At 61.3% G+C, this 20,238-nt stretch carries 19 protein-coding genes; 17 read left to right on the top strand and 2 right to left on the bottom strand.

Features of this window, described 5'->3' with window-relative positions:
• Positions 1-104 precede the first annotated feature (104 nt).
• The 13 genes from PspR76_RS12840 (at position 105) to PspR76_RS12780 (ending at position 17,118) form a co-directional block, all read left to right on the top strand.
• Entirely contained in the window at positions 105-1,043 is a 939-nt protein-coding gene (locus PspR76_RS12840; protein ID WP_159955721.1) for a LysR family transcriptional regulator, read from the top strand.
• 411 nt (positions 1,044-1,454) lie between these two features.
• Positions 1,455-3,320, top strand: coding sequence for a 3-dehydroquinate synthase (locus tag PspR76_RS12835; protein ID WP_159955719.1), 1,866 nt, complete (start codon positions 1,455-1,457; stop codon positions 3,318-3,320).
• 5 nt (positions 3,321-3,325) lie between these two features.
• Positions 3,326-4,195 carry a UbiA family prenyltransferase gene (locus PspR76_RS12830; RefSeq protein ID WP_159961417.1) on the top strand — a complete coding sequence of 290 codons (870 nt, stop codon included), beginning with the start codon at positions 3,326-3,328 and terminating at the stop codon, positions 4,193-4,195.
• Complete coding sequence (locus PspR76_RS12825) at positions 4,192-4,875, top strand: EboA domain-containing protein (RefSeq protein WP_159955717.1); 684 nt, start codon at positions 4,192-4,194, stop codon at positions 4,873-4,875. The genes PspR76_RS12830 and PspR76_RS12825 overlap by 4 nt, the downstream gene beginning before the upstream one ends.
• A 40-nt stretch (positions 4,876-4,915) precedes the next feature.
• Positions 4,916-5,800, top strand: coding sequence for a TatD family hydrolase (locus PspR76_RS12820; RefSeq protein ID WP_159955715.1), 885 nt, complete (start codon positions 4,916-4,918; stop codon positions 5,798-5,800).
• Positions 5,797-7,017, top strand: a complete 1,221-nt coding sequence (eboE, locus tag PspR76_RS12815) for a metabolite traffic protein EboE (protein ID WP_159955713.1) — start codon at positions 5,797-5,799, stop codon at positions 7,015-7,017. Before PspR76_RS12820 ends, eboE begins: the two co-directional genes overlap by 4 nt.
• On the top strand, positions 7,007-8,452 hold the full coding sequence (locus PspR76_RS12810) for an alkaline phosphatase family protein (protein ID WP_159955711.1): 1,446 nt from the start codon (positions 7,007-7,009) through the stop codon (positions 8,450-8,452). The genes eboE and PspR76_RS12810 overlap by 11 nt, the downstream gene beginning before the upstream one ends.
• A complete protein-coding gene (locus tag PspR76_RS12805) occupies positions 8,422-9,564 on the top strand; it encodes a hypothetical protein (protein WP_159955709.1) in 1,143 nt (380 codons plus the stop codon). The genes PspR76_RS12810 and PspR76_RS12805 overlap by 31 nt, the downstream gene beginning before the upstream one ends.
• A gap of 10 nt (positions 9,565-9,574) precedes the next feature.
• Complete coding sequence (locus PspR76_RS12800; protein ID WP_159955707.1) at positions 9,575-11,938, top strand: hypothetical protein; 2,364 nt, start codon at positions 9,575-9,577, stop codon at positions 11,936-11,938.
• 59 nt (positions 11,939-11,997) lie between these two features.
• A complete protein-coding gene (locus PspR76_RS12795; protein ID WP_159955705.1) occupies positions 11,998-12,921 on the top strand; it encodes a hypothetical protein in 924 nt (307 codons plus the stop codon).
• Positions 12,922-12,939: 18 nt separating this feature from the next.
• A complete protein-coding gene (locus PspR76_RS12790; protein WP_159955703.1) occupies positions 12,940-14,226 on the top strand; it encodes a hypothetical protein in 1,287 nt (428 codons plus the stop codon).
• A 3-nt stretch (positions 14,227-14,229) separates the two neighbouring features.
• Entirely contained in the window at positions 14,230-16,056 is a 1,827-nt protein-coding gene (locus tag PspR76_RS12785) for a hypothetical protein (protein ID WP_159955701.1), read from the top strand.
• A gap of 12 nt (positions 16,057-16,068) precedes the next feature.
• A complete protein-coding gene (locus PspR76_RS12780) occupies positions 16,069-17,118 on the top strand; it encodes a hypothetical protein (RefSeq protein WP_159955699.1) in 1,050 nt (349 codons plus the stop codon).
• 2 nt (positions 17,119-17,120) lie between these two features.
• Here PspR76_RS12780 and PspR76_RS12775 read toward each other — a convergent pair whose 3' ends face one another.
• On the bottom strand, positions 17,121-17,417 hold the full coding sequence (locus PspR76_RS12775) for a putative quinol monooxygenase (protein WP_159955697.1): 297 nt from the start codon (positions 17,415-17,417) through the stop codon (positions 17,121-17,123).
• Positions 17,418-17,712: 295 nt separating this feature from the next.
• On the opposite strand from PspR76_RS12775, the gene PspR76_RS12770 reads away from it, so the two are divergent.
• The 3 genes from PspR76_RS12770 to PspR76_RS12760 all read left to right on the top strand — a co-directional run bounded on the left by PspR76_RS12770 (position 17,713) and on the right by PspR76_RS12760 (position 19,038).
• Entirely contained in the window at positions 17,713-18,192 is a 480-nt protein-coding gene (locus tag PspR76_RS12770; RefSeq protein ID WP_159955695.1) for a hypothetical protein, read from the top strand.
• A 43-nt stretch (positions 18,193-18,235) separates the two neighbouring features.
• Entirely contained in the window at positions 18,236-18,559 is a 324-nt protein-coding gene (locus tag PspR76_RS12765; protein ID WP_159955693.1) for a hypothetical protein, read from the top strand.
• A gap of 296 nt (positions 18,560-18,855) precedes the next feature.
• Entirely contained in the window at positions 18,856-19,038 is a 183-nt protein-coding gene (locus tag PspR76_RS12760; RefSeq protein WP_159955691.1) for a hypothetical protein, read from the top strand.
• 18 nt (positions 19,039-19,056) lie between these two features.
• Here the strand turns inward: PspR76_RS12760 and PspR76_RS12755 are convergent, their stop codons facing one another.
• Positions 19,057-19,254, bottom strand: coding sequence for a hypothetical protein (locus tag PspR76_RS12755; RefSeq protein WP_159955690.1), 198 nt, complete (start codon positions 19,252-19,254; stop codon positions 19,057-19,059).
• Between the two features lie 248 nt (positions 19,255-19,502).
• On the opposite strand from PspR76_RS12755, the gene PspR76_RS12750 reads away from it, so the two are divergent.
• A complete protein-coding gene (locus tag PspR76_RS12750; protein WP_159955688.1) occupies positions 19,503-20,066 on the top strand; it encodes an acyltransferase in 564 nt (187 codons plus the stop codon).
• Positions 20,067-20,238: the final 172 nt, after the last annotated feature.

Here is a 20,238-nt window from a genome sequence, read left to right as displayed (position 1 = left end):
GGTATCCCAGGTGGGTAGCGTTGGAACACACGATAGGCTTTCGGTTTGTTCCAAACCAGAGCAGAATCCAGAACTGATTGTCCTCATAGGCGAACAATAGCGTTATGGAAAAATCCGAGATCGAAGGGCTGTGGACCCACATTCATTGGCTGTCGGTGCTGGAAGAACACGGTACCTACACCGCCGCTGCCGCACGCCTGGGCGTGAGCAAATCGGCGGTCAGCCAGCGCATTTCGGACCTGGAAAAAGCCACCGGCACGCGCCTGGTCACCCGCACCACGCGCAGCGTGCGCCTGACCGATGCCGGGCTGTCATTGACCCGCGAAGTGCGCAGCGCCTATGAACATATCGCGCGCAGCTTCTCGTCGGTGCGCGACTCTGCCGGTGAGATTCGCGGGCTGGTGCGCCTTACCGCGCCGGTGGCGTTTGCCCGTCAGCAGTTGGTGCCGCACCTGTCGGAATTTTTGCAGCTGTACCCGCAGGTGCGTATCCAGCTGGATGTGTCGGATGCCTTGAGTTCGCTGGCGGCCGAAGGTTACGACCTGGCGGTGCGGCACGGCTTCCAGGTGCCGGAAACCCATGTGGCGTGGAAACTGTGCGACACCGGTTCGGTATTGGTCGCCACGCGCGACTATCTGCAACAGCACGGCGAACCGCGCGAACCCGGCGACCTCACTGCGCATAACTGCCTGTACTACCCACGCGGCAGCGACCAGCCGGCCTGGACCTTCGAACGCGGCGGCAAGAAGGTTGAACGCGTGACCGTGCCCATCGCCGGCAGCTTTTCGACCAACAACAGTGAGGCGCTACGCGACTCGGCGCTCAACCACCTGGGCATCGCCCTGCTCCCGGACTTCAGCGCGCAGGCCGCGCTGGCCAGTGGCACCTTGGTGCAGGTGCTCAAGGGCTGGACGCTAAAGGGCGCGTTTGCCGATGAGATTTACCTGATACGGCCGTATTCGCCCCATGTGCCGAAATCGGTCAGTACGTTAGTTGGCTATCTAAAGGATAAGTTGTCAGACGGCTTCCGGTTTAACGGGTGAGTCATAAACTCATGCATACGACTTAAGCGGAATCGTTCTCGACAACCACTTATAAACAAACTTCTTATAGCCAGCGGCAATAATCCAAATAACCAATATCCAGACCTTGTATTGAACTTGTTACTTGCGAAAGCCAGTGACAACAGCTTCTTGACACTTTAAAAAAAGCCATACAACTAATTGTAAAGCATGGATAAAACTCGCCACACACGCAGCGCTTAAACTCCGCTTTCAAACTCATAGCTGCGCAAACTTGCAAAAAAACCACAACCGGCTACGTTCATGAATACCGTGAAAGCCATCAGCCATTACGCACACAACCTGCCGTACAGGCGAGGAACTCTATTGCTCTGAAAACAGCGCCTAACACTGACACGGAACTTAGTCTTAACTCTCAAAAGGGATGCTTTGATGAAGCGCAGCCGCGGGTATCGTGCGTTCTCGAAAAAGGCGCCAGCCGAACATTTCTGGCTGTCGTTGTTTGGTTTTTCAGTGCTGGTGATTGCCAGCTTCCTGTTGTTTGAACAACAGATCCAGGACTTCCTGATTCACCTCAACCTGTACCAACCTTCCACCACCGCCCAAGCCCTTAACCTGGCACTGCTGCTGATCGCCTTGCTCGCCCTCGACGTGGTGCTGCCGGTGCCGTCGAGCATGGTCGCGTTGCTGGCAGTCGCCATGCTCGGCAGCCTCGGTGGCTACCTGGTGATTTTTATCGGGCTGTGCCTGGGTGCCGCGCTGGGGTACGCGCTGGGCGCCGGTTACTTGCGCTTGCTGTCCGGCCGCCTTGGCTTGCATCAGCGCCAGCCTGGGCAGTTGGCGTATCGGCTGGGCACCTTGTCGTTGATTTGCCTGCGCGGTGTGCCGGTGCTGGCGGAAACTTCAGTGGTGGCCGCCGGGATGCAGCGCTACCCGCTGCGCGCGTTTTTGCTGATAACCACACTGGCCAACGCGGGACTGGCACTGGCTTACACGGCCATCGGCACGTTGCTGATCGAGCAGCACGCACTGCTGGTGACCATTCTCGCCAGCATGGTGTTGCCGCTGGCGTTTGTGGCCGGTTACAGCCTGCTCAAACCCAAGCCCAGTGTGGAACAGCCGCTGCGCGGACGCTTCGAGGTCAGTTACGACTACCCGGTGATTTTCACCGACCATCTGTTTGATCCGGCCAACCCGTGCCTGCACCGCGAACTCATCGCACAACACGCTGCGCCGGTGACGGTGATGGTGTTCGCCGATGAACAACTGCTGCACAGCGCCCCAGCGCTTGCGGAACAGATCGACGCCTACTTCGCCGCCCATGCCGACCTGCAGTTAAAAACCGCGCCCATCGCCGTGCCGGCCGGTGAACTGAGCAAAACCTCACAGGTGCTGGAACAGCTCTATAGCGACATGCTGCAACACGGCCTGGACCGGCATTGCTACGTGCTGGCCCTGGGCGGCGGCGCGGTGCTGGATGCGGTGGGCTACGCCTGCGCCACCTTCCACCGTGGCATTCGGCTGATCCGCATTCCCAGCACCGTATTGGCCCAGAACGACGCCGGCATTGGCGTGAAAAACGGCATCAATGCCTTCGGCCAGAAGAACCTGCTGGGCGCCTTCTACCCCGCCACCGCCGTGATCAATGACTTCCAACTGCTCACCAGCCTCACACGTCGCGACCAGATCGCCGGGTTGGCCGAGGCGGTCAAGGTAGCGCTGATCAAGGACCAGGCGTTCTTCGAATGGATGGAGCAACACGCCGACGCCCTCGCCCACTTCGAGCACAGCGCCAGCCGCTACGCGATTCGTCGCTGCGCCGAGCTGCACCTGGCGCATATCACCGGGGCGGGCGACCCGTTCGAACGCGGCAACGGTCGCCCCCTGGATTACGGGCACTGGGCCGCGCACAAACTGGAAAATCTCAGCCACCACCGGCTGCGCCATGGCGAAGCCGTCGCGGTGGGCATGGCGCTGGACGGGCTGTATGCGAATGCCTTGGGGCTGTTGAGCGATGCCGACACGCAACGGGTGATGCGCCTGTTGCGCACGCTGGGTTTCAACCTGTGCCCGCCGGAGCTGGCGTTGAAAGATGCCCAGGGCCGCTCACCGTTGTTGCTCGGCCTGGAGGAGTTCCGCCAGCACTTGGGCGGGCAACTGTCGATCCCGATGCTTAGCCGCATTGGCCAGTCGGTGGACCTGCATGAGATCGACAGCGCGACGATGCAGGCGGCGCTGCAACGGCTGTCGAGCGCAAGCGATGCAGCGCTGCCCCTGGGCGAGGGTTACGCACAATGAGCCCGATGAAAACCTGGATGACCCTCGGGCGCGTCTCCAACTTGCCCACGGTGTGGACCAACACCCTGGCTGCCGCCCTGCTCGCCAGCAGCGCCGGCGCATTGGCACCGCCGTCGTCGCTGGTGTGGGGGTTGCTGCTGATCACGCTGTCGTTGCTGTACCTGGCCGGCATGCTGTTGAACGACTGGCTCGACGCCGACTGGGACCGGCAACACCACAACCCGCGCCCGATCACCCTGGGCTTGGCCAGCCGCCAGCAGGTGGGCCGGGCCACAGCGCTGCTGCTGATACTCGCCGCCGCTGCGGTGCTGGGCCTGAGCCGCCTGATCGACGAGCCGCATTGGCTGCTCGGCAGTGTGCTGCTGCTGGTGGGCTGCATCGTCGGCTACAACTTGCTGCACAAGAAATACGCCCACAGCGTGTGGTTGATGGGTGCCTGCCGCTCGGCGCTGTACCTCACGGCGGCGGCCAGCCTGGCGGTGCCAGCGGAGCCGATCTGGCTGTGCGCGATATTGCTCGGTGTGTACATCAGCGGCCTGACTTACCTGGCCCGCCAGGAACATCGCAACCAGTTGATCAGCCGCCTGCCGTTGCTGCTGATGCTCAGCCCGCTGGCCCTGGCGCTCTATTCCAACACGCTGTGGTTCTGGCCGGTGTTGCTGCTGTGGCTTGGCTGGTTGGGCTGGCATTACTGGAAACACCTGGCCAACCCGCCACAGCGCCAGGTGCGTGCGTTTATCGGCGCAGGCCTGGCCGCCCTGCCGCTGTTCGACGCGCTGGTGCTGGCGGTGGCCAACCAGCCGCTGGGCAGTCTGTTGTGTGTGCTGGTGTTTTTCCTGCTTCCCCACTTTCAGCGTTGGATCAAGCCGACATGAACATGCGCCAGGATGGCCTCACCGAACACCTTCAAGCCCTGACCGAGCAACTGAATGCCAGCGAACTGGCGTGGTGGCAGCAGGCGCAGGCACAGCTTGCCCAACACCCCGGCGCGACCACGGCGGCGTTGTTGAGCGGCCAGTGCAAACGTCACCTGCCAGCACCTGCCGTCACGTTGGCGCGTGGGTTGCTGCTGGCCCAAGCACTCGAACACACCCCGGCTGCCGAGCAGTTGCCGCTGCTGCACCAGCTGTTCCTGTGGGGTGACGATCAGGAAAAAGCCGCTCTGCTCAGCGCCCTCGATTGGCTCGACAGCGACGGGTTGTGCGTGGCGCTGGCCTTGCAGGCCGGGCGCACCAGTAACCCGCAGGTGTTTGCCGCCCTGGCCCTCGACACCGCCTACCCGTCACGCCATTACTCGGAGCGCGCGTTTCACCAGTTGGTGTTGAAGGCGCTGGGCATGGGCCTCGACATCGGGCGCCTGGTCGGCCTCACCCAACGCCACGGCGTCACGCTCAATCAGCTGGCCCTCGACCTGCTCGACGAACAGCTCGCCGCCGCGCGCACCGTGTCCCCCGGCCTGCCCAAAGTGATCGCCTTCGACCTGCTCAGCCCGGCGCAACTGCAACGCTTGCGCAGCCTGCGCCTGCCGCCGGAATGGCACGCCTACCTGAACTGACACCGCCCAACGCCGCCCTTTTCCTTGACGAGGATTCACCATGCTCAAGTACTTCGATCCGCATATTCATATGGTCAGCCGCACCACCGACGACTACCAGAACATGGCCGCCGCCGGCATTACCGGGGTGATCGAACCGGCGTTCTGGCAAGGCCAGGCGCGCACCAGCGTCGGCAGTTTCGTCGACTATTTCGACACGCTGCTGGGCTGGGAACGCTTTCGCGCGAGCATGTTTGGCATTCATCACTTCTGCACCATCGGCCTGAACCCCAAGGAGGCCAACGACCTGTCGATTGCCAAAGAAGTGCTGGAGATTTTGCCGCGCTACCTGGTTAAAGACGGCGTGGTCGCGGTGGGCGAAATCGGCTACGACGACATCACGCCGGAAGAGGACCGTTTTCTCGCCGCGCAGCTGGAACTGGCCAAGCAATTCAACCTGCCGGTGCTGGTGCACACCCCGCACCGCGACAAGGTCGGCGGCACCAAGCGCACCCTGGCGGTGATTCGCGAAGTCGGGATCACCGAGCACCTGGTGATCATCGACCACCTCAACGAACTGACCTTGCCGCTGGTGCTCGACAGCGAGTGCTGGCGCGGGCATTCGATCTACCCCAACACCAAGATGTCGGAGCAGCGCATGGTGGCGCTGCTCAAGGAATACGGCACCGAGAAAATGGTGGTCAACAGCGCGGCCGACTGGGGCATCAGCGACCCGCTGAAAGTGCCCAAGACCGGCCAGGCGATGTTGGCGGCAGGCTTCACTGAAGCCCAGGTGGAACAGGTGCTGTTCCACAACCCGGTGGACTTTTTTGCCCAAAGCGGCCAGCTGGACAAGGCCTTGGTCAGCACACCGCTGCCCATCGACCAGCGCAAGCAATGGCAGGAAAACTCGGCCCTGCGCGGCCAGGACCCGGTGGTCAAATGAGTGTCGGCAGCGGCTGGACGGCCGCGCAGGTCGGGTATTGCAGCAACGTGCACCCGACCCGAGACCTGGCGGGGTTAAGCGCCTCCATCGAGCAGCACTTTCAAGGCGTGCGCCGCCTCCGTGGGCTGCCGCAACAGGACAGCGGCCTGTGGATTTGCGCCCACGCGGCGGCCCAGTTACAGGAACATTCGGCGCGTGCGCAGTTTCTGGATCAGCTCAATCAAACGGGCCTGCGCCTGACTTCGCTGAACGGGTTTCCCTATGGCGAATTTCATCAGGGCGCGGTGAAAGCCGAGGTCTACCTGCCCAACTGGGCCGAGCCGCAACGCCTGGCTTACAGCCTCGACCTGGCGCGGATCCTCGCCGACGCCTTGCCGCCCGATTGCCGCCAAGGGGTGATTTCCACGGTGCCGCTGGGCTACGCCGCCACCTGGACGCAGACGTTACAAGCGCGCGCCGATGCGCACTTGAGCCAACTCACCGCCGCCCTCGCCCGCCTGCATGGGGAAACCGGCAAGAAGATCGTGTTCTGCCTGGAGATGGAGCCGGACTGCGTGTTGGAAAACACCGAGCAGGCCATCGCGTTCTTCCAGCGTCGGCAAGCCATCGACCCCAACCATGCCTACCTGGCGCTGTGTTTTGATGTGTGCCACCAAGCGGTGATGTTCGAAGACTGCTACCAGTCGCTGCAAAGGCTGCATCAGGCGCGGGTGCCGGTGGGCAAGATTCAGCTGTCCAACGCGATGATTTGCCGCCTGCCACCTGAAGCCGACGCGCACCGTGCAACCGTGCTCGCGACCTTGGGCAGCTTTGCCGAAGCCACTTACTTGCATCAGGTCAAAGCCCTGGATGCCCAGGGCCGCTTGCGCGCCTGGCCGGACCTGCCCGCCGCCCTGCACACCTGCGCCGGGTTCAGCGAACTGCGCATTCATTTCCACATCCCGCTGTTCAGCGGACACCTGCTGCTGCCCGAACTCAGCGGCAGCCAGGTGGCCCTGGCGCAGACGTTCGATTACCTGGCGGCGCATGCTGATTTTCGCCCGGTACTGGAAGTCGAAACCTACAGTTGGGGCGTGCTGCCCGCTGAGCTGCGACCCGCCACCGAGCCCGCCCAGCTGGCTGGCATTGCGGCGGAATTCCGTTGGGTCGAGGAGCAATTGCGCCAACGCAACCTGTTGCGCACCCTGGCGCAGGAGGCGTACGCCGATGCCCTCTGAGCAACCGCTGCTGCTGATCAACGTGGTCGGGCTGACGCCGTCGCTGTTGGGTGACGCGACGCCGCATATCAACGCCCTGCTCAAGACCGCCAAGATGGCCCATCTGCAACCGGTGTTCCCCGCCGTGACCTCAACCGTGCAGGCTTCGATCCTCACCGGCGCGCCGCCGTCGCAGCACGGGATTGTCGGCAATGGCTGGTACTTTCGCGACCAGGCCGAGGTGCGCTTCTGGCTGCAACCGAATGCGCTGATCCAGGGCGAAAAGGTCTGGCACACGCTCAAGCGTGAGCTCCCGGGCTTTCGCTGCAGCCAGTTGTTCTGGTGGTACAACATGTACGCCGACGTGGACGCCGCCATCACCCCGCGCCCGCACTACCCGGCCGATGGGCGCAAGCAGTTCGGGCTGTATTCGTCACCGCCCGGTTTGCATGAGCAGATCGAGGCGCAAATCGGCGAGTTCCCGTTACCCGGTTTCTGGGGGCCGGCGGCGGGCATTGCGTCGAGCCGCTGGATCGTCGAGTGCGCGATGGCCGAGTTCCAGATCAGTCGCCCGCACCTGCAATTGATCTACCTGCCTCATCTCGATTACAGCTTGCAGCGTGTGGGGCCGGATCACCCGTCGATTGCCGATGAAGTGCGCGCCATCGACGCCGAGGTCGGGCGCCTGCTGGACTTCGCCGAAGCGCACGGCGCGGCGGTGATGCTGCTCTCCGAATACGGCATCGAAGCCGTCACGCAATCGGTGTCGATCAACCGCGTATTGCGCGCCGAAGGCCTGTTGCACGTGCGCCAGTCCCTGAGTTGGGAATTGCTCGACCCCGGCGCCAGTACGGCGTTTGCCGTGGCAGACCATCAAATCGCGCATGTGTATGTGAAGCAGGCGCAGGACATCCCTCGGGTCAAGGCCTTGCTGCAACGCCAGCCCGGTATCGAGCAGGTGCTGGACAAGGATGAACAGCGCGCCTGGCAGCTCGATCACCCCCGCAGCGGCGAGCTGGTGGCCGTGGCCGCAGCGGGTTACTGGTTCGATTACTACTACTGGCTGGACGCGTGCAAGGCCCCGGATTTTGCGCGCACCGTGGACATCCACCGCAAGCCCGGCTACGACCCGGTCGAGCTGTTTGTCGACCCGGCGATTCGCTTCCCCACGCTGAAAGTGGCGCGCCGCCTGCTGCAAAAAAAACTCGGCTTTCGCTACTACATGGACCTGATCCCGCTGGACACCACGCTGGTCCGCGGCAGCCACGGCCGCCTGCCGAGCAGCGTGCAGACCGGCCCCTTGCTGATCACCAATTGTGATCTGGCGTTACCGCAACAGCTTGCGGCAACGGCAGTGAAACAACTGCTCCTGGAACATTTCCTGGGGCGCCCACACGCTGAACTGGCCAATGCCAAGGAGCTTCCATGCGGCGAGCCTTATCTATCACTGTCTTGAGTGCACTGGCCGGATTGGCCCATGCCCAAGGCACCAATACGTCGTTCGACTGCACGGATTTTCTGCAGTTTGGCGGCAATATCGACAAGACCCGAACCACCTTTACCCAGAGCCCCGAGACCCTGGCCTGGAACTGGTTCGTCTGCCTGAACCAACCCGCTGCCTCGCAAAGCGCCGATCTGGTCTGGGAAACCATGAAGCCTTCCGACCAGGTCTACCTGGCCAACGGCGCACAACCGCTGCCCTACGCCCAGCGCGTGCCGGTGCCGGCCGCCGTGCTGACGCAAGCCCAGGCGATGGGCATGAACGCCAATCGCACCTTTCACAACCTCAACGCCACGCAACAGGTGGACGGGTTGATCCTGGAAATGGGCGGCCAGGTGCCGCCCGCCCAGCAAGGCCAGGCCGTGCGTTTCCAGCTGTTGATGGGGCCGGACACCTTCAACTACATCGTGCAGCAGAAGGTCTACAACGTGAATGGCCAGGCCGCGTTGACCAGCGACTTGAACTTCCCCTCCAGCGCCTGGGAGTTGAAGGCCGCCTGGCTGTGGATCGGCAACAACCCGACCTATCAGCAACAACTGGCCAACGATGGTTACTACATCGCCCAGACCTACTACCAGCAGGGCAACCAGTACGTGGTCGGCTATGCCGCGTTGAGCGGCTTGCATGTGATCAACAAACTCAACCCCGACTGGGTGTGGACCACGTTTGAGAACCGCAACAACAGCAAGTACACCGTGACCAACGCGGTCCCGCCCACGCCGATGACCAACAGCACCGGGCCGACGGCGGCGGCGCAACCGGTCAATAGCAGCTTTCAGGCGAGTTACCCGACGCTGGCGCAGTACGAGCTGATCGGCGTGCAGTCCAACACCACGCCCACCCTGCTCGCCAACTCCCAGCTGGAGTCGGCCTTCCAGAACATGTCTTCGTGCTTCGCCTGCCACGGCACCGCCGCGTATTCACCGACCAAGGGCTACTTCAATTTCGCCCTCAAACAACAGGGCGGCATCGTCTACCCCACCGCCGCACTGCCGGCTTCCGACTTTGTCGGGTATCACAAACTGGACTTTGTCTGGTCGCTCAAACGCGCCCAGTGGCAACGCTAAGGAGCATGACATGAGCGTATTGAATTTCCCGCGTATCTACCTGGGCGGCCATATGTTCTGGAACCCGCCGACCGCCAACAACAACGACATGTACCCGCTCTACGATGCGGTGAAAATGCAGATGAACTGGCCGTTCCTGAAGGCCTTCGACATCACGCCGTTGAATGCCGCCAGCACCCTGCTGCCGTGGACGATTGCGCCGTTGGCGCCGGCCAGCGTGCCCAACTATGTGATGCAGGTGCCCGGTAACGCCGGGCAGTTGAGCTCGCCGATGATTCCCGGTGAATGGAACCTGTTCGGCGACAACGCCTGCGGCACCGTGAGCTACAACCAGACCCAGTCGGTGATCACCGGGGGCGAGTTGCCCAACGGTGGTTATGTAAGCCAGGACCCGCTGATCAACCAGAGCTATCAACTGCTCGGCAATCCGTTCGGCGGCGCACCCTCTTCTCCTGCGCGCTTTGTCGACGTGAGCCCGTGGCAGAACACCTTCACCGCGCTGTACTTCGACAAGCTGGTGCTGGGCAATGCGCAATGCGGCCTGACGCTCAACCGCGAACACCGCATGCTCGACCGTTTCCTCAATTTCAATTGGGCCAACCTCGGCGGCCTGGCCTACGTCACCACCACTTGGCAGACGTGTTTTCCCAAGGCAAACCTTGAATGGGTGATCGGCAATTCGGCCCTGCTGCAAAACCTGCAGGCGCAGATGGCGCAACAAAACGCCAAGGGGTTGATGTTCCGCTTTACCACTTACCTGACCTGCTACGACAAGAACGGCATCTTCAACGACTACCCGCCTATCGACACCCACAGTTCTACGCCTGCGGCCCAGGCCAAGGTGCAGGCCATGTATCAACAGGCGCTGGACAATGTCGGCGATATTTTCTTCAACCCCGCCTACAGCCGCACGGTGGGCAGCCTGGGGCTGTGGTTTGAGGATGAGTTCCCCACCGCCCCGGCAGGCAGGCGCCTGGTGCCGGCCGCCAAGGTGCCGATCTACAAAACCTCACCGGGCACCACCAGCCAGGTGCAACTGGGCGTGATCTCGGCCCAGGCCCATGGCACTACCTTGTCCCTGGACCTGGGCAACGCCTTCCCGTTCTATCCCATCGATAGCAAAGCCGACATCCCCGTCGCCGCCAAATACCAGGCCGGCGACTACCAGATTGGTATCCGCCAGGGCACGCAATTCAGCCCGCTGGCCAGCTTCGGGTATGAGGACTATCAACAGTTGGCGTTCGACAAACGCGCCGGCATCCTCGACCTGCCGCTGACCGTGCAAGCCCAGGCACAGCTGCAAACCGGCACCCTGGAACTGCAACAGCAAGGCACCACGCCGATCATCGCTGCGACCCAGCAACTGTGGACCGCCGAAGTGGTGCAGAGCGCCGGCTTTATCGACGTGGGCGACACCAAGACCCTGCAGGTGATGGTGCAATACGACGGCCAGCCGGCGCCGGAAGGCACGGTGTTGTGGGTGGCCGAATACGGCAATGCCTACATGCTGTGCACCACGGATTACTACCTGGCGTTCAGCAACGCGGCGGACTTCACGCTGTTCTACAACGACCCGCAGAACCCGGCGAACAACAGCCCGAACCTGCCGCAGTTCAGCGGTGCCAAGGCCGTGCCTGGCCAGATCACCGAGGGCACCGGGCGCCAGCTCATGGCCACCCGGCTGGCGGTGTCGGCCGATCAGACGACGCCGGTGACTTACCAGCAATTTCTGCCGACACCGGCCGCTGTCGCCTTGAGCCCAACGCTCACGTTCGCCAACCCGATTGCCATGCAAGGCACGCTGCAAGACCCACTGAACAGCCCGGTGAACTACAGCCTGGCGCAGATCAAGACCGACGCCAATGGCATCGCCAACCTGACCGTCACTGCCCAGGCGCCGGGGTTTCCGACCTTGCGTTTCTTTGTGCAGGACGGCCAGCAGGCGCCGGTGATTCCGTTCAGCTTCCCACTCAACCAGGCCTTTACCGACTTCATTGCACCGCTGCGCGTGCTGCCGCAGGAACCGCAGATGCAGCAGGACTTCGTCAACGCCTGGAACCTGATTTACCAGCGTGCAGACGCCGGCAAGTTGATCTGGGAGACCTTCATCTACCCGTTCATTTTGCAGCCGTTCTATTACCTGTACCCGATCATGAGCAAGTACATGCCGCTCAATAACCTGACGCGCATCGAGGGCGCCGTCGACCAGTTGATTGTGCTGATCAGCAAGGCGTACCAGGAGGAAAGCACCCTGGCGATGCCGATTACCCGCGACATGCCGCAAAGCCGCCGCGCCGTGCTGGAGCTGTGGGCCCAGGCGCTGGTGAAGCGCAATTACCCGCCCGTGCCGCTGAGCATGACCGACTACCAATAAGCGCCACACAGGACCACCGGGTGACGCAGCTGTCACCCGGCTTTCACAGGAGTGTTTTTATGAACGCCAGCCTTTTCAACCGCCTGTTGCTGCTGATGCTGCTGCTCAGCCCCGCTGCATTTGCCGGAGACGACAGCGGTGCCGTGTACTTCACCAACGGGGTGCACAACAGCGAAGGGTGCACTGCGCAGAACGGCAACTGCATCGCCAAGCGCGCGCCCGGCGACCCGTCCGATCCGTTTTTCCCGGCGCAATGGATCAGCGACTGGACGATGTACCGGGTGATGAACAACTACCAGAACAACCCGCCGCCCTACAGCAACCCACCCGCCACGCTCAAACCTGCCGACTACACCGTGTCGCGCGGGACCAGCTACTACGACACCACCTACATCCCGGCGGACGGCGATGGTTTCGGCGCGATGATGGAGCACTACGAGAAATATTGCCTGCCGATCTTCCCGATCAAGAACAACAACTACAGCTGCTCGTTTGTGTCCCTGGGCAACAAGGCGTACTTCCTGACCTACCCGCAGGACCGCCCGAAAGACATGCCGGCCTGCTGCATGTTTTCGCCGATGAACCATCCGCCGCGCCAAGACTTTATCGAGCACCTGCCCTACAGCGCCGAGCGCAGCAAACACCTGAATGGCAGCGTTCAGGCGTATGCGCTGGACCTGGACTCACCGTCGGGGCCGATTCTGTTCGGGTATGCGTTTAACAAACAGCAGACGGGCAAACCGCCCTACCGCTTGCCCCAGTCGTTCTTCTTTTCCGGCGATACCAGCGTCGCCAACGCGCCCATCGTGAGCCAGAACTACACCCACTTTCGCATTGCCAAGCCCAACCCGGCGCAAACCTGGGACCAAGTGGCCGCCATGTGCCCGTCGAACCCGCCGCCGTGCCAATTGTTCGAGCCGCCCGCTTCACAGAGCAACGGCCACAAAGCGCAGTGGAACCAGCTCATGCAGCGCAAACCCTGACCACAAGGACGTATCGCCATGAAAACACTCGTGAGTGTGATGTTACTCGGGCTGGTCAGCTTGTCGGCCCAGGCGCGGGAAGCGCCTGAGCCGTCGACGCTGGCCACCCCACTCAACTGCCAGCCGCCCAGCAGCGCACCGGCGGCCAACGCCAGCCAGGATCAGTTCGATCAATACAGCTGGCAGCTGTTTATCGCCTTGAACTGGCCGGCTCAGGATGGGCAGCGCGGCACGCCCAATTGCAACAAGCAGCCCGGCGACCCCGGTTACACCGTGTGGCAAACCTACAAGACCGTGAGTGAAATTTTCTTGCCGGGCGCCGCCAACCCGGGGCCGTGGAACAGCCCGCTGACTGCCAGGAGCCTGGGCATCATCAACATTGCGGCGCTAAAAAACAGCTCGCTGGTCAACTCCATCGACCAGGCGGTGGGCGGCTGGCTGATCGACCAGGCGGGCAACCCGACCTACTACGATATCTCGGCCAACCAGGCCTCCTACAACTACATCGTCGGCAATACCTTCTACAACGCGAATGTGGTGTCCAAGGCCAGCACCATCAACTTCCCCAACGGCGTCATCGAGGTCAAATCCAGCTGGCGGATCCTCACCGCCCGTGACAATGCCAGCCATTACCTGACGCAGTTTGCGCGGGTGGCGCGGTTCAACAGCCAGGGGCAGCGCATCGGCGTCGGCGAGGCGTATTTGGGGCTGGTGGGTTTGCACATCATCACCAAGGTCAATGGTTACCCGCAGTGGATCTGGTCGACCTTCGAGCAGGTCGAAAACGTGCCGCCCAAAGCCAAGGTAAACGGCCAGTGGGTCGACCAACCCGTGGCGGGCACCGCCTACTCCTACTTCAATGCCGCCGCCCCCGCCGCCGCGCTCAACCAGTCGCCCTGCAACTGGCAGACCCAAGGCACGCAACTGGTGTGCGTGCCCAAACCCGGCACCACCTTCCAGACGCCCAACCCGCTGAACCGCGTGACGCCGATCGCTGATGTGACCGGCTGGGTCAACAACAACTACCGCACCAACCCCGGCCTGCAACGCAGCGTGTTGAAGTACTACCAGTTGATCACCACGCAGCGCCCGTTGCTGCCGAACAACCCGAGCAACCCGTTGGGCCAGCCAACCCCGGCACTCTCGGCCAACGTGACCATGGAAAGTTATATCCAGCCCAACAGCAGTTGCATGAACTGCCACTCCATGGCGACGCCAGTGAAAAGCCCGTTCAAATCCGATTTCTCGTACCTGTTCAAATTCGCCAACCCACCGTTTACCCCTCACGCCACGGACAAGGAATAGACCATGAGCATCCTCAACGGACCACGACTGAATTTCTGGGGCGGCATCCGCACGGACGTGAGTTTGCCGAACAATTCGCCGACCATTCCTTTCAATGGCAATGATGACTGGCCGCTCTTCGACCTGACCACTTCAACCCTGGCGCCGGGCGCGCAGTCGTATACCGACGACCAGCTCAACAGCATGATCAACGCGCCCACCGGCAACTACTACACCGCAGGCGGCTGGAACCACTACGGCCAGCATGTGGTGGACATGCAAAACGCCTTGATCAGCTCCCAAGGCAGCCCCGGCAGCGTCAGCACCACCGGTGACCAGGTCGGTCAGCCGGTGTACTTGCTCGGTTCGGTGGACCCGGTGACCGGCCAGGGCCCGGTGACCGGCCAGGGCCCGGTGTCCGGGCCGATGATGGTCGACCTCGACCCCAGCGCCTCGACCACCACGCAGATTTTTGTCGGCGGCCTGCAAATCGGCAGCAACGACAATATCCAACTGCTGATTCGCTGCAATGCGGTGTGCAGCAGTTTCGACGTGACCACCCGTGTGCTGGAGCCGGCGAAGATGGATGCACCGGGCTCGTTTCACGCCAGCGGCACATTTCAGCTGACGTTCCCATTGAGCAGCATCGTCAGCTGGAACAAGAACAGCAGTGGCCTCAAGGCGATCATCCAGGCGCCGGGCGCAACCGGCATCGTCCTGCGGTTTGTGATGTTTGAAATGTGCCCGCAGATGACCACCGCGCAACTCGACGCCGATTACGCCGCCGGTAAATACACGCCCAACCCGAGCATCGGCCGTGTCATCGGCACACTGGCCCCGGCGTTTGCCGGCGAACCGCTGAGCTGCCAACCGGGTCGGCAATTGGTCAACACGAACACTAAAAATGCGGCTTATGCGGCGGTCGGCAATACGGGGGTGCTGAGCCTGGACATGGTCAACGTGATTCCCAAGCAAACCTTTCGTGCCGTGCGCGACGACATCACCAGCCCCATCGGGCCGAATGCGAACTATGGGCCGGTGACGATTTCAGCCGGCACCACCGCACTGCTCACCCTCAACCCGACCGCCAGCCCGCTGGTCAATTACTACGTGTATGGCGGCATTGTCGACTTGCCCCTGGATGTGAGCCAGCAGCAAACCGTCAATACCGCACCGCTGAAGATCACTGCCCCCAACCTCGTCGCGGGTAAGTCGCTTAACGCCACCGAGTCGATCTACCGGGTGTATGCCGACCAGCGCAACGTGTACCTGGAGGACTACCCCAACGGCCTGACGATCAACTTGCAAGTGCGCTACCTGGGCGGGCCGGTGCCGAATGCCACGAGCATCAGGCTGGGGGCCAGTGCGCCGGGGGTCTACGATCAGAAGCAATACATCGACTTCCTCAATTTCCCGCCGTCGCTGACGGTGAGCGCCGGTCAGCAGGCGGTGAGTTTTCCGGTCACGCTCAAACCGGGCAGTGCCGCCCAGGCGGGGTTCGTCGCGCTGACCTGCACGGCCAATGGCGTGGACGCCGGCGCGTTTTTCACCAACTTTCGCAAGTACGCGCAGACCGATTTCGGCATCGCCAGGGGCAGCACCATCACCTGGCAGCAGGTATACCCCAACGTGCTGCGTTTTCACTACCTGGCCTTCCCTGCCATGTCGCGCTATGTGCCGCTGAACCAGCCCGACGCAATCATGGCGGCGAAAAACGCCATCCTCGCGCGCACCGCCGACGCCTACAAAGGCACCACGCTGTTCATGCCGGTGGTGCGCTCGATGTCACCCGCCCAGCGCGCACTGCTGCGTGCCTATCTCACCGGCAGCCCATGGCAACCGCCGCAATAGGAGGCAAACACGATGACCCTGCATATTCCCGCCCAACCTATCGACAACCTGCGCCCAAGCACCTTTATCGCTGAAGGCCTGCTCAACCCGCGTGGTGTGTGCCTGCAAGCCGATGGCAGCCTGTTGCTGGCCGAAGCCGGTTCGGGTTTACCGGACCAACCGTTCAGCGGCCGCATCAGTCGCCTGCAACCCGACCCGCTGCAGCCTGGCGCCTACCTGCCCGGCGAAGTGCTCGCCCAGGGTTTTCGCAGCATGAACATGCAGGCACGCATGCTGCGGGATGAAATCATGGGGATGTCGGACATCGCCTGTGGCGACGGGCGCTGCCTGGCCAGCCAGACCGATTATGTCGGCGGCTCCAAACTGCTAGACCTGCAATACAGCCCGCCCGAGCCGGTGTTTCACAGCCGTGGCAACCTCAATGCGCTGTGCTATCACCCGACGCGGCGCAGTTGGTTGGCGGTCAAACCCGATACCAACCAGTTGGTCGAATTTCGCAGCGGCGAGGAGGAACAGGTACTGGCGCAACTGCCGACACTCGATCAAGGCCAGGAGGCGGTGCCCGTGACCCTAGTGTACGAGCCGGAAACGGACGGAGTTTTGATCAGCCTGTTCTCCGGCGAACTGCACGGCGAGCCCGCGCGTAAAGGCATCGACTTTGCCGACTTCGCCGGGCAGGTGATTCGCGCCCACCCGGCCAGCGGCCAGCTGGAGGTGGTGATACGCGGCCTGCAGCTGCCCACCGGGTTGGCGTGGTGCCCGCACGGCAGCCTGCTGGTGCTGGAGCTGTGCAGCCATCTGCAACAACCGCTGCCGCCCGACTGGAGCGGCGCGACCCTGCATGGCGGTTTTACCCGGTTCAGCGGGCGGTTGTTGCGCTGCAACCTGCACAATCACCAGGTGGAAGTGCTCGCGCGCGGCCTGGATACGCCGTCCAACCTGTGCCGCGTGCCGGGCGCCGTGTTAGTCAGCGAAGGCATGGGGTTAACGGGTCGACCGCTGCCCCGGCCCGACAACACCGTGGCGCCGTTGACGGGCAGGCTGCGGCGGGTGCAGCTGTGAACCTACACCGCATCCTCTAACCGCAAAACGGTGGCAGGCCCGGCACGAAAAGACGGATTGTGCTTGGCCGCTTCCAGCATATGCGCAGCCGCGTGGTGGGCCTCCAGTGCAGCGCTGGAGGCCCACTTTTCAATCAGCACAAAACTGTCGGGGTTGCCCACAACCGGGTGCAGGTCGTATTGCAAACAGCCCTGCTCGGCCCTGACGTGAGGGGCCAGCCGTTCAAACGCGGCGAGCTGCCGCGAGCCTTTGCCGGGCTGGGTAGTGATAATGACCACAAGCCGCACTTCATCTGACATGCACACACCACTGCGTAAGTTGGACAAGGAATGCGCACACTACGTGAGCCGAATGCCTCGATGCAAAAATCTGCAAATGCCTTGTGCATTTCACGCGGTTTTCACAGTCGGGCGCCTAGTCTGAATTCAGCTCCTAAGCGAACACCTTTAAGCCCGCGCCCCCATCGTGGGCTTTTCTTTGTCTGCGATTTGCGTCGCAACGACGTCCTGCCTCAGCCGATAAAAATGCTTTAATGCGGCCGCGATCAATCACCTCGGCATCGGCTGTCGATGCTGGCCTATTGAAAGGGAATTCATGAAAAAGCGACTCCTGGGTGTTTTTATCGGAGTGCTTCTCGCAGGTTGCACCAGCGCCCCACGCTATCAAGTGCCGGATGGGCTTTGGTATGCAGAGAAAGAAGACCCTACCCGATACGGGTATCAGGTTTACGTTTACTTCAAGAACGACAAACAGTTTATCTGGTGGCGGACCAAGGAAACTCAGGACGTGGTGATGCAGCGCTGGGCTTACTACACCCATGACCATCCTGGCGTTGACCACCCAACTGCGTTTACCCGTGAAGGCGACTCGATAAAGGGCGAGCGGATCTTGATCAATAAAAACGACCAGGGCGTTCTTCAAGCCACCACCACTCAAACGTTTACCGGGCGTTTTCAGGGCGACACGCTCGAGATGGCGCTCACGACTACTGCAGTTTGGGCCTCTGGTAACGATGCTGGGGGTAATGTAGTGCGCTGGTCGATGAAGCGCCTCAAGCCTCAGGCCGCCAAATGACCCGGCGACTGCCGGGCCTTTGCCAACAACAAAAGGAATTGAAATGCGATTAACGCCAGCCTTGTTAGCGCTTGCCCTTGCAGGTTGCAACGCCAAGCCGCCCCAGCTTTCAGAGAGTGCACAAGCCAGGCTGGACGCCCCCTTGCCCACCTCTGAAAAACAACGCGTTTGGGAGTGCGCGGGAACGAGCAATGTCGTTGAAGGGCACAAGTTCGTGCTCAAACTGCAAGGAAAACCCGCGGACTGGGGTGGCGAAATCTGGTCGACCCTGGAGCGAGCCAAACGCCTGGGCTGTACTCAAGCAGAGATGGACGCTCCGGACATGGGCCATTGGTCGAGCCCATTCGTGGTGCCGCACCCGCGCTGATTGCTCTTCGCAGGCGACAGGCATACGGCCATTTTTGCTACGTGGAGCGGCTTTCGTTACGATTTTGTTGTTTTTTTACGCCCTTCCCGTTCTTTCGCTCGTATTGGTGGTGAATAAACCAGACGACCAAAAGCAGGCCTGCCAAGCCGAAAATCAATAGCAACAGCTCTATTGCGGGACCTTCGTGTGAAAACATTTTTCGTTCCTCGTCCTGAAGTCGCACGACCCAGAAAAGGCCGCACCCGAAATTATTCGTAACAATTCAAACATTTTCAGGTTAGCGATCAAAACGCTAGGTGGCAACCCGCAATCGCATCGAAACTATTGATCTAGACGGGTTGCCTATGGAACACAAAGGCGATACGGACGACTTCACCCTGACCTTTCCGGATATTTTCGTGAACGGCGAAAAAGTCCCCATGGCGCCCATTCACTTCAAGAAACGTGAAGAGCGCTATGCACCGGTATTCAATTGCTGAGTTGATCCCTCACAACTTTTAATTGTCGGGATGCTCACTGGCGACCGAATCGGCAGCGTCCACATCCGACATGTCCTCTTCCAGGGGCGCATCGTCCTCCGGCGGCAATTCAGCCGCTTCGCCATCACGCCGAGGATCATGGCCGGTTTCATTGTCCGTGCCGCGCGTGACGGCCTGCTGGGATAGATTGCCTGGGGCTTTCTCGTTGATGTCCATGCTGGCTCTCCACTCTGGCGCGCGGAAAACCCGCGCTTAAGTTTGAGAGGCGGCACCGCTTGCAAAGTGCAGAGCGTTAGACGAATGGTTTCCAGAGAAGGCGCTTCAAGCACGCCCGACGAACAGTAAAAAATGTGCAGCGTCGGCCCATCAGGTGCGAACAGCAGGTTCCATGCCCCACTCGCGCTGAGCATTGGCGCCCTGTATAAAGACAACTTTTTTGACATTGCCGACAGGGAGACAACCAAATGGCATTTCTGACAGACACTCAACTCAAGGAAATGGGCTTCAAGAAGCTGGGCAAGCAGGTAAAGATCAGCGACAAAGCCTCCCTTTACAACTGCGATCAACTTTCAATCGGCGACTACAGCCGCATTGATGATTTTTGCGTGATCTCGGGAAAAGTAACCCTTGGCCGGAACGTGCACATTGCTATTTTCAGCAACGTGGCCGGCGGCGAATCAGGTGTGACCATGGAGGACTTTTCCGGCCTGGCCTACGGCTGCCAAGTGTTCACTCAGTCCGATGACTACTCAGGTAAAACACTGACCAACCCAACCGTCCCCAGCGCCTACAAGACTGAAACCAAAAGCCCTGTCCATATCGGTCGGCACGTGATCATAGGCACCAACTCAATCGTGCTTCCGGGTGTCAACCTGGCCGAGGGATGTTCTGTAGGGGCTATGACCATGGTGACTAAATCCACCGAGGCCTGGGGGATATACTTCGGCATTCCGGCCAAGCGCATAAAGAACAGAAGCCGTGACCTCCTTGATCTTGAAGCGCAGTACCTTGCTTCGGAAAAGGATTAATCCCGAGCGAAGTCAGCCGGCCCGTCCGCGTGCTACAGCCCTGGCGTTGGCTTGGCGCATTCTCCTCACCCCGACATCATTGGCGTACACGCGTGGGCCCTGCCTGAAAGTTTAGTGGCGCCAGTGGAATAAAAACCCCAGCAGCTAGCTCCATTCAATATAAACATCTGTG

This window comes from Pseudomonas sp. R76 (assembly GCF_009834565.1).
Classification (GTDB): Bacteria; Pseudomonadota; Gammaproteobacteria; order Pseudomonadales; family Pseudomonadaceae; genus Aquipseudomonas.
This window is presented reverse-complemented; position numbering and strand designations above follow the sequence as displayed.